This window comes from Allobosea sp. P4_E12, assembly GCF_056401655.1.
Window position 1 is genome coordinate 1 of the sequence record NZ_JBFUIY010000074.1, and the last position, 10,103, is coordinate 10,103.

The 10,103-nt window shown below is 60.4% G+C and carries 6 protein-coding genes and 1 pseudogene; 5 read left to right on the forward strand and 2 right to left on the reverse strand.

The window, feature by feature from the left end; translation table 11 throughout:
• From AC1DW9_RS35365 to AC1DW9_RS35385, 5 genes are all read left to right on the forward strand, one after another.
• Window positions 1-2,815, forward strand: a 2,815-nt coding sequence (locus tag AC1DW9_RS35365; RefSeq protein WP_476855351.1) for a beta strand repeat-containing protein, incomplete at its 5' end; no start/stop codon positions are given.
• Between the two features lie 111 nt (window positions 2,816-2,926).
• Window positions 2,927-3,259 carry a hypothetical protein gene (locus AC1DW9_RS35370; protein WP_476777452.1) on the forward strand — a complete coding sequence of 111 codons (333 nt, stop codon included), beginning with the start codon at window positions 2,927-2,929 and terminating at the stop codon, window positions 3,257-3,259.
• 789 nt (window positions 3,260-4,048) lie between these two features.
• Complete coding sequence (locus tag AC1DW9_RS35375) at window positions 4,049-5,506, forward strand: TolC family protein (protein WP_476777453.1); 1,458 nt, start codon at window positions 4,049-4,051, stop codon at window positions 5,504-5,506.
• A gap of 23 nt (window positions 5,507-5,529) precedes the next feature.
• Complete coding sequence (locus AC1DW9_RS35380; RefSeq protein ID WP_476777454.1) at window positions 5,530-7,707, forward strand: type I secretion system permease/ATPase; 2,178 nt, start codon at window positions 5,530-5,532, stop codon at window positions 7,705-7,707.
• An 82-nt stretch (window positions 7,708-7,789) separates the two neighbouring features.
• Window positions 7,790-8,698, forward strand: coding sequence for a hypothetical protein (locus AC1DW9_RS35385; RefSeq protein WP_476777457.1), 909 nt, complete (start codon window positions 7,790-7,792; stop codon window positions 8,696-8,698).
• A 189-nt stretch (window positions 8,699-8,887) separates the two neighbouring features.
• Here the strand turns inward: AC1DW9_RS35385 and AC1DW9_RS35390 are convergent.
• Window positions 8,888-9,716: pseudogene (locus tag AC1DW9_RS35390) on the reverse strand (IS630 family transposase); the annotation flags it as partial.
• An 87-nt stretch (window positions 9,717-9,803) separates the two neighbouring features.
• On the reverse strand, window positions 9,804-10,103 hold a 300-nt coding region (locus AC1DW9_RS35395), incomplete at its 5' end, for a potassium channel family protein (RefSeq protein WP_476855352.1).

A 10,103-nucleotide genomic window follows, 5' to 3' on the forward strand; every position in this document is an offset into this window, starting at 1 on the left:
GCCCGCCCAGACCTTCGCGGCCGAGACGCTTGCGGGCGGCGCGACGGGACAGCTGACGGCATCGTACAGCTACGATCCGGCGACGGGGGCCGGCACGATCAGCTACGGCTACACGCTGCTCGACAACACGGCGGGCGACGCGACCACGGCGAGCTTCGCGGTTGTGGTGAGCGACGCCGACGGCGATCCGGCCCCGGCCGGCAACCTGGTGATCAACATCGTCGACGACGTGCCGACGGCGGTTTCGGATACCCCTCTCACGTTATCCGAGACGGATTCGCAGGCGCCTGGTGTCAATCTCCTCGCAAACGATCAACTGGGAGCGGACGGCGCGAGGCTGACGGCCGTGGATTTTGGTCTCGGCAACGGCTTTCAAGCGATCGCTCCGGCCGGGACCACCACGATCACGAATGCCAACGGAACTTATACGTTCCAGGGCAACGGAACCTGGACCTTCGACCCGGTTGTCAGTGCGAGCACGTCGAACACGGCTGGCAGCTTCACTTATCAGATCACCGACGGCGACAACGACACGTCGACTGCGACTCAGATCGTCGACATCAATAACGCGAACAACGTTCCCGTCGGCGGATCGGTGACGGCCGCGGTGGACGATGAGGGGCTGGCGCACGGAATCATCGGCGGGACCGGCGATGCTGCGACCAATTCGGCTTTCTTCTCCGGGACCCTGACCGCGTCGAGCGGCGATGGCGCGCTCTCCTTCAGTTTCGCCAATCTCGCGGGCGGCACCGCCACTGTCGGTCAGGAAACCGTAACCTACGGCTGGAACAGCGCGACAAGCATGCTGACGGCCACAATCACGTCGAGCCCTGATAGCTCTCGCGTCAACGGCACCTTGTTCACTATTGCCGTCACGCCGGCGACAGGCGCCTACACGCTGGCGCTCGTCGACAACGTTCTGCACGCGGCGGGCAATGCCGAGAATGGCGATTTTACGCTGGCGCTCCAGTACCGGGTAAGCGACAGCGACGGCGACGCGAGCGTTGCAGATAGCGGGATCGGGACGCTGACCGTGACCTTCGATGATGACTCGCCTGTCGCCTTCACCGCGCAGTCGATGACCATCGAGAACGGCGCGAACGCGGTCGGTAGCGGTGCCCTCAACTTCTATGAGAGCATCGGAGCTGATGGCGGCAGCGTCGTCTTCTCCGGGACTGACGGCTCTCCGCTCACGAGCGAAGCGACCGCGGTGACTTCCGGTGGCAAAACCGTGCATCTCTACGGTTTCGGCACCAACACGCTGACCGGTAAAATCGACTTCGATGGCAACGCCGCCAATGGCGACGAGACAACCGTCTTCACTGCCAGGCTATCGCCAAACACGACGAGCGATCTGAGCGACATCTACACCGTCCAGTTCTTCCGGGCGATTGATGACGGATCGGGGAATACGATCACGCAGTCGAATTTCCCGGACACCAGCTCCAGAAATTACAAAAGCGTGCAGGATACGAATGCAGCCGACCACGATATCCTTATATCTGCCTCGAGTGGCGGTTCGCCCGCTACGGTCAACGGCAGCAACTCCGGTGGATCAAGCATAAGCTTTGGTGCTGGCAATCCGTCCATCAACACCGGAGAAACACTGCGTTTCGACTTCGCTCAGAATGTCGTAGCGACTACCGGAGGCAGTAACAACAGTTTCACCTACGGGTCTCATTATGATGTGAACGGGTTCGCATTCACGGTACAGAATGGCAATGGAACATCCGGCGTCTTAGTCAAAGCGTACGACGCAAATAACGATATAAATTTCAGTAACGATTCTACCGATATCATCACCCAGATCTACGTCAACGGCGTGCTTGTTCCCCTCGCGAGCCTCGTCGCCTCAGGTGGGGGGTACATCATTTCCGCAACAAACGGCAGCACTATTTCTGTATTCACAAGCGACGGTTATAATCGCGTCGAGGTGGGGCATGGGAATGGAGACAACTTCTCCATCGCGAATGTCGGGTATCTTCAAGTTAATGCCGGTCACGATGTTCCGCTTTCATTCAACCTGACAGCGACTGACGCAGACGGTGACACGTCAACTGGCGCGCTTTCGATAACGACAACCCCATTGAACACAACGATCAATGGAGACGCGTCGGACAATCTCCTGGTTTCAGGAATTGGCGGCGAAACGCTGAATGGGGTGGCGGGCAACGATACACTCGTCGGCGGCGTCGGCACCGATACGTTCGATGGTGGGATGAATACAGCCTCCGGCGATACTGTAAGCTATCAAAACTCGCTTTTGGGGGTGACCGTCGACCTTGGCCTCGTCGGGACCATCCAAAACTCGGCCGGCGACGCGAGCGGTGACAAGCTGACGAACATTGAGAACCTCACGGGCTCGAATTTCGTCGATAGCCTGACCGGAGATGGCAACGGCAACACGCTCGCTGGCCTGGACGGGAACGACACTCTCAACGGTGGAGGGGGCAACGACACCCTGATAGGCGGAGCCGGGCAGGACACACTCACCGGCGGCACGGGCAGCGACGTTTTCGTCATCGATCCGTCACATCTAACGGTCGCTGCGGATGACCTGATCAGCGACTACAATGCCGGCGGTGTTCAGGACACCGTTGATCTGAGTGCATTGCTAGGCTCACTCGGCGCTGGCGCGCCGACGACTGCGGCGCAGGTCGATACTGTGCTGAACGTCTCCGGAACGCAGTTGATGGTGGATGATAACGGAACTGCCGCTGGTGGGAACTTTGTCGCAGTCGCCAACTTCTCCTCGGCCCCGGGTTCCGTGCAGATTCTGTACGATCACGATCAGCCGCCGACGACGGTAACCTAGGTGCTTGCAATGCGGCCGGGGGTGAGCAATGCCTGAAATCACCGGTCACCTGCGACGGGAACGTTGAGCGAAGACAAGGCCCCGGCTTTGGAGACATAAAAAGGTCAATCGATGGATCCCGATGCAACCCCTTCAACGCTTGACGAGATCATCCTTGCCCTTCAGCCGGAAGTTGGCGAGGCGCCGGAATCGGTCGTGTTGGAACTGAGTGCTGCCGATCTGCTGGCGGATGGCGGCGAGATCGTCGATCTGACCAATATTCTTGGGGGTGGCTCGCGGGGCGGGGATCTTACTAGCACCCTCACCGAACTAACGTCCGTGGAAGGTGGCTCTATCGGGACTGTGTCGGCAGTGGAGACAACCGAGCTGAGTGGTCATTTTGATGGAGCGTCGGTTCTCTACGCGATACTGTCACTTTCAAGTGACGATCCCGCATCAAATTGAGCTACAGGTTGAAAGTGCTGCAAAACTCTATTGTGGTAGTAAATCGTAGGAATATCTTGTGTAGGGCGAATTGGCTGGGGTCGTCGGGGGGAGAAAATGCGGATCACGCTTGTTGCGTTCATCGCAACGTTTACCTTGGGTTACTGGAACTCCACGCAAGCGGCTGATCTCTCCGGTTATCTCGAGCGCCGACCAGCGGTTGCCGCATGCCAGGCTTGGGGCGTCTCCGCCCTAGCGCGCGAGCCGAACCTCTCGATAATTCAGCAAGAAGTCGAGGCGCGGTACGTAGAGGCGAGAGCAATATCCACACAGTTGGCCACGGAAGCCAGCGGGTCGGAGCGGATCACCTGGGCCTACGCGTCTCGCACGGCCTGCGGCATTGCACTGGGAATGTTGTCCCTGCGTGAGGTCGATTCGGATCGGCTATGGAACTGCGAGTGCTATCACGCGCGAATGCGGGCCACTATGAGCCCGCGATACTGACGGCGGTCAGTCAGGGTACGCTGGCGATGGCCATGAATTCGCGCGTTTGGAAATCAAATTTAGAAACAAACTGCAGGGCTCCGGATCATGATTGTTGCCATTATGCGCGTGCTGAATTATCGTTTGTGCGATTAATACAGTCTTATTGTAGGATGTTGATTTTAGCTCCGAGAAAAAGCAAGGGGCGAATATTAAATCGAGACCAAAGTTGTCTTAGGTTCTGGTGCGATTTTTTGCCTGTTCTTGATGTTGGGGTGTGATAAATTGTACTTTTGGCGAAAATTTAGGACTGGGTGGGGGGCAGCGATGCGTTCTGTGAGTCGAGCCGCAATTTTGCGCAGTTGTCTGCTGGCTGGCCTGGCCGCCGGAAGCATCTCGGCGCTTGCGGTGACTGGCGCCGCCGCATTCACTTTGCGTGAAGCGATAGCTACGACGATCGATTCGAACCCCCAGATCGGAGCGGCAATCGAAAATCGCGAGGCGATCGAATTCGAATTGCGCCAGGCTCGGGGTCTATATCTGCCGCGTGTGGATGCCGAGACTTCAGTCGGCGCACGGCAACTGGACCAACCTTTCAGCTCGATCAACAGGTTTAACGGTCCGCGGGACAAGCAGAGCCTCAACCCTCTAGAGGCTGGAATCGTCGGAACTTGGAAGCTCTTCGATGGCTTTGCGACGGATGCCGAAGTCGAACGCCAAGCTTCGCGGGTGGACGGCGCCTCATATCGAGTCCTCGAACGATCCGAGTTTTTGGCTCTCGAGGTAACCCGCGAATATTTCGACATTCTGCTCCAGGAGCGGCTTGTCGGACTTGCGGGGCAAAATGTCGGATACCTGCAGGATACGGTACAGCGTATTCGCGGCAATGTGAGCAGCGGCTCCTTGACCGATGCTGATTTGAAGCAGGGAGAGGAGCGGGTGATAGCGGCTCGCGCTCGGGTTATCGAGGCTAAGCAGGCCCTCAACGAAGCGAAGGTGCGCCTGCAGCGCCTTGTCGGAAAGACTTTCACGCGCGGCGCCATGCCACCATCGATGACGCCGCGGCTGCCCAAGTCGATCGAAAGCGGGTTAGCGCTTGCGGTCCGCAACAATCCACGTATCCAGATCGCGACTGCCGACATCGACGCTGCACATGCCCTAGTGAAGAAGGCGCGCGGCAAGATGATGCCGGAAGTTTTCCTCGAGGGCCGGGCTCGTGGCGGGCAGGACATTGACGGCGTCTCCGGCCGGACGACCGATCTTCAGGCACGCGCGGTCATGCGCATGAATCTCTACAATGGTGGCATCGACCAGGCCGCGATCCAGGAGCAGACCCGGCGCGTGGCCGAGGCTCAGCATAACCGCGATCAGACCCTGCGCGAGGTTCGCGAGGCTGTGAAACTGTCGTTCGAGCGGCGTCAACGCCAGACCGAACTGTCGGGGGTGTTCGGTCAGCAGGCGAGCGTGAGCGATCGGCTCGTCGCTGCCTATTCGGATCAGTTCCAGGTGGGGCGCCGCTCGCTGCTCGATCTTCTTGATGCACAGAATACGCGATACAATGCGAAGGTTCTCCACGAGACCGCGCAGATGGCGGCGCGCTTTTCAGAATACCGCATTCTGGCGTCGACCGGGCAACTGGTTTCGGCCTTCGGGCTCCGCGCGCCGAAGCAGGCGGAGGCCTATGCGCGCTCGGAAGCCGCTATTCCCGCCACCGCCGATGCGGAAACCCTTCCGCGTTATTCGCCCAACAAGGGACGTCTGATCGTTCCGCCTCCGGCGCTCTAGGCCGGTCCGAAAGGCGCGTTGCCATGCACGGCATTCAAGCGCCATTTGAGGGGGGCGCAAAGGCTCCTTCCCCGTCGCGGGCCCCGTCGGATGAGCGCGGGGATCCGCTGCTGGCGTGCCTGGTCCAGGTGGCAGCGCATTTCGAGCGGCCGACCGCCACAACCGTTCTGACGGCAGGGCTTCCGATTGGAGAAGAAGGCCTGTCGCCGGAGCATCTCGTCCGCGCGGCCGAGCGCATCGGGCTTCGCGCTGACTGGGTACGTTTCGACGTGCGAGCCCCTATCGAAACAGACTTTCCCGCGGTCGCCTGGCTCAAGCAGGATGTGCCCGTCCTCATCGTATCGGTGGACGAGAATTCGCAGGTGCGCATCTATTCACCCGTCGTGGGCTCGTTTTCGACCGTTTCGGTCGAGGCGCTGACGCCAATCGATGGCGGCGATATCCTGCGCTTCTCTCCTTATCTGGCCGGAGCCGATCCAAACAGCGAGACGCCGCTCGATGTCGACTCCAACTGGCTGTTGGCGGCGCTGCGCCCGCACTGGCGAAGCTATGTCGAGGTGCTTTTCGCCTCGGGCTTCGTCAACCTGCTAGCGCTCGTCGGTCCGCTCTTCACGATGAACGTCTACGACCGGGTGCTGCCGAACAAGGCGATCTCGACCTTGTGGGTCCTGGCAATCGGCGCCGCGATTGCGCTGATGTTCGACGTGCTGCTGCGTTCCGCGCGCGCTTTCCTAGTCGATCATATGGCGCGCCAACTCGATATCCGGATCTCGAGCCTCCTCATCGAGAGGGTCATGAACACGACCCTGCAGGCGAATACGCCGACTACTGGCATCACGGTGCAGCGCCTTTCGGAATATGAGTTTCTGCGGGAGTTCATCGGTTCCAACACCATCATCTACTTTGTCGACTTCGTCTTTGCCTTCGTTTTTCTGACTGTAATCCTCGCAGTCAGCCCGTATCTGGTGATCTTCCCGGTCATTGCGATCGCAGGACTCATACTGCTAGGCTTCATTTTGCAGCGTTTGATCGCTGGCGAAATCGGACGTGCGGACAAGTCGAGCGCGCATCGACAATCACTAATGGTCGAGATCGTCGCAGGCTTGGAGACGATCAAGGCGGTTCGAGCCGAGGGGATCTTCCTGCGTCGCTGGCGGGATATCACCACTGTCGCGACGAATACAACGCATCGGATCAAGAGCTACTCGGCCTTCGCGGCCAATCTGTCGTATCTGCTCCAGAACATGGTGCCGATCGCCACGATCGTGGTCGGGGCCTATCTCTTCGATCTAAACATGATCACGACCGGCGGGATCATCGCTGCAGCGATGCTCGGCAGTCGTGCGGTTGCGCCGCTGGGCCAGATTGCCTTGATGCTGTCCCGCGTTCGCCAGGCGGTCAGCGCCTATCACAGCCTCAGCGCCATCATGAAACTGCCTGACGAGCGAAGCGACAAGCGGATGCTCGTCGCGCGGCCGGTGGAGCGCGGTGATGTCGAGTTTCGCGGTGCAAGCTTCACATATGCGGGGCAGACACGCCCGGTCCTCAACGGATTCAGTATCAAGATCAGTCCGGGCGAGCGGGTTGCCATTCTCGGCCGCATTGGCGCCGGAAAGACCACGATTGGCCGACTTCTCGGGCGCCTTTACGAGCTCGATGCCGGCGAATTGCTGATTGATGGTGTCGATATCCGCCAATATCACCCCCAGGAGATCCGTGCGGCGGTCAATGTCGTGGCGCATGATACGCACGTCTTCAACGGTAGCTTGCGGCAGAACTTGCGGCTTTCGAAGCCTGACGCGACCGATGCAGAGTTGCTGGCGGTCGCCAGGCTGTCGGGACTGGCGGATTTCGTTCAGTCACACCCTGCGGGCTTCGAGCGTCAGGCCGGGGAGCGGGGACAGCAGCTCTCAAGCGGGCAGCGGCAAATTCTGGGGCTTGCGCGGGCGCTACTGTCGTCGGGCCGGATCATCTTCCTCGACGACCCGACGAGTTCGATGGATACGGCGACGGAGCGTCAATTCGTGACCCGTCTCAAGGAAGGATTGAGTCCGGATCAAACGCTGATCGTGACGACACATCGCAATGCGGTTCTGTCCCTGGTGTCACGCATCGTTGTGATCGATGGCGGACGGGTCGTTACCGATGGTCCAGTCGAGAAGGTAATGCGTATCCTCAATGAAAAGGCCGGCGGGGTCTGATGAGTGCTGAAACCGGAAGCCAAGTGGCGAGATTGCGGCGTGAGCGATGAAGCGAGCTAGGCGCCGATCGATCCGACGCACTTTGCGCAATCTGTCGGCTTTCTCCGCTTGCGCGCTTTTGGTCTTCGTCGACGGTACGCCGACACAGGCACAGGAACCAACGGCCGCAAATTCTCCAGCCGTCCGATCCGGATGCGGCTTTCTCAACTTGACAAAGAAGGATCTCACCAGCGCTCTGAAGGAGTGCGGCGCCTTCGCGCCATTCTTCCTGTCGGATGAGCCCCGGTATCAGGCGCCGCGGGAGCCGTTTGCACTCGGGCTGCGCGGTGACGAGGCTCCCATGCTGTTTGGGCAGAACCGCTTCGTGCAGCACTTCCCCCTCTATCTGACCGGCCTTTACCCGCGGCAACGAAACGACGACGGCGACACAGCTGCCGCGACGGTCAAGCAGGCGGCACTGGGCGGCACTGTCCGAGGGGGGATGATCGTAGAGCATGCCGACGATATTGGGCAGCCGACGGTGAGGGTCGGCACGGTGATCTGGGGAGCAGAGCCGCCCCTGCTGACCGCGAACGGCAAAGTCTCGCGGATCTTTGGAAACCTAACCATCAACGGGCACGAGGTTGCGATGAGCCTGGCGTTGTCGCCGGCCGTGGCCGGGGGGGGCCTGATGATCGAGATCAAGGTACGGGGCGAAGGCGAGGGCGAAGTCGGCGTTCCCCGCCTTCGCCAGACGGGAGATCGCTCCGGAGAACCAATGGATATGGTCGGTCGCAGGCGGGCTGAGGGCGAGTTCGTTTTCACCCCGGCGACTGATTCGCAGGCGCTTCAAAACGTCACTGGCGCCTTGCTGAAGGGACAATGGATCGACGTGCCGGTCCGGCCGAAGGGCGAAACTTCCTATATGCTGACAATGGAACTGGCGCGGCCCGGGAAGGAGCTGATCAAGCGTGCGTTCGCAGATTGGAATCTTCCGGACGAAGCCCGCTAGTTTCTGACCTTCGCAATCAAGGTGCGGCCGATCTGACTCTGTCGCAATTCCCGAAGCTGGACGGGAACGTCGCCCGAGGGCACAGATCAGGGCGTTGTCATGTCTGGACGGGGTTCTGTTGCAAATTCCCGCGGCGCCATAGAATTTGGTGGTTCGTGCCGTTTCACGCCGCTGCGATAATCTCAAAATTCGCAGGAGCGCCTTGAGCTTGGCGAAGGCGTTCTCGATCGGGTTGAAGTCAGGGCTGTAGGGCGGCAGGAAGACGAGGATGGCTCCGGTCGCCTCGATGGCCAGGCGCACCGCTTCGCCCTTATGGGGGGCAAATTGTCCATGATGACGATATCGCCTGGAGCAAGCGTCGGGGCGAGAACCTGGCCCGCATAGGCCACGAAGGCCTCGCGGTTCATCGGCCCGTCGAGCACCATCGGCGCGGTCATGCCGGTGAGGCGCAGGCCCGCGACGAAGGTCGTCGTTTTCCAATGGCCGTGAGGAATCCCAGCGCGCAAACGCTGGCCGCGCGGCGCCAGCCCGCGCAGGCGCGCCATCTTGGTGCTGGCGCCGGTCTCGTCGATGAAGATCAGGCGGGCCGGGTCGAGATCGGGTTGGCTGTCGAACCAGGCTTCACGCCGCTCGGCGATATCGGGGCGGTCTTGCTCGGCCGCGTGCGCGGTCTTTTTTTGACGGTCGGGCCACGCTGGTCGAGGAACTTCCAGAGCGTGCCGATGGCGGCCTTCAGGCCGTGCTTCTCAAGCAGCTTCGCCTGCATTTCGGCCAGCGTGATGTCGCAGTCGGCGTCGAGCAGGCCTTGCAGATACGCCCCGTGCGGATCGAGCTTGGAGCGCTGCGGCTGACCCTGCCGCCGCGCCGTGCGCTCTCCGGTTTCCCGCGCCCGGCGCGCCCAGACGATCGCCGTCGCGATGCCGATCCCGAACCGATCGGCCGCATGGCGCGCGGGCAAGCCCGCCTCGGTCGCCGCAATCACTCGCTCACGCAAATCCTGGCTGTAAGCCCGTGCCATCCCGGCCTCCCGCGTCAGACGGGGAAGGAATCGCACTGTTCGCGCCGCTTGGGAATCCCCTCAGAATCGGAAAACCATGAACCTGCTCTAGTCCGCGAGTTTGTCGATCCGCCTTAGGGTCCGGACGAGGACCTCGAAGATAACCGCCGTAGACCAACCAAATAGCAGGATGCCGTTCATAGAGGTGATGGGACCAAGGAGACGCCAGCCAACAACTGGCGTGATGTCGCCATAGCCAAGGGTCGCGAAATTTACGAACGCGAAGTAAAGGAACTCCGAATCTTCCGGAACTGCGCCTACAATCCGGTAGGTAATCGCCCAAATCACCGCTTCAACGGTGTGTGCCGCCATTAGCACACACACTACAGCCGACATGACCATGGAAAG